The 407-nt window shown below is 50.4% G+C and carries 1 protein-coding gene; it reads left to right on the forward strand.

What is annotated here, in order from left to right; translation table 11 throughout:
* Window positions 1-407 (forward strand): condensation domain-containing protein (locus HFE01_RS26525; protein WP_167438859.1); only part of this gene is annotated, 407 nt, incomplete at both ends.

Genomic DNA, 407 nt, shown 5'->3' on the forward strand with positions numbered 1-407 from the left:
CATTGCACCGCTCAGGAACAACCGGAACTGACGCCAAGTGATGTATCCTTCAAAGGCTTAACGACTGGAGAGCTGGAACAGATTGCGGAACAGGCGGCACATATTGGTGAGCTGGAAAATGTATACGCACTGACGCCGATGCAAAAGGGGATGCTCTTTTACAATCTGATGGATTCGCAATCGGGAGCGTATTTTGAACAGGCCTCCTTTGATCTGCGAGGGCATTTTAATATCGCTGCATTTGCGGCCAGTCTGGATGTCTTGGTGCAGCGGCATACGGTACTGCGCACGAACTTCTACAGCGGCTGGAAGGATGAACCGCTTCAGGTTGTGTACCGGAATAAGCGCAGTGAACTGTATGTTGAGGATTTGCGGGATATGGAGGAAGAGCAGCAAAACGAGTACAT

Origin of the sequence: Paenibacillus sp. EKM10P (assembly GCF_011800655.1) — a bacterium.
Taxonomy (GTDB): domain Bacteria; phylum Bacillota; class Bacilli; order Paenibacillales; family Paenibacillaceae; genus Paenibacillus; species Paenibacillus polymyxa.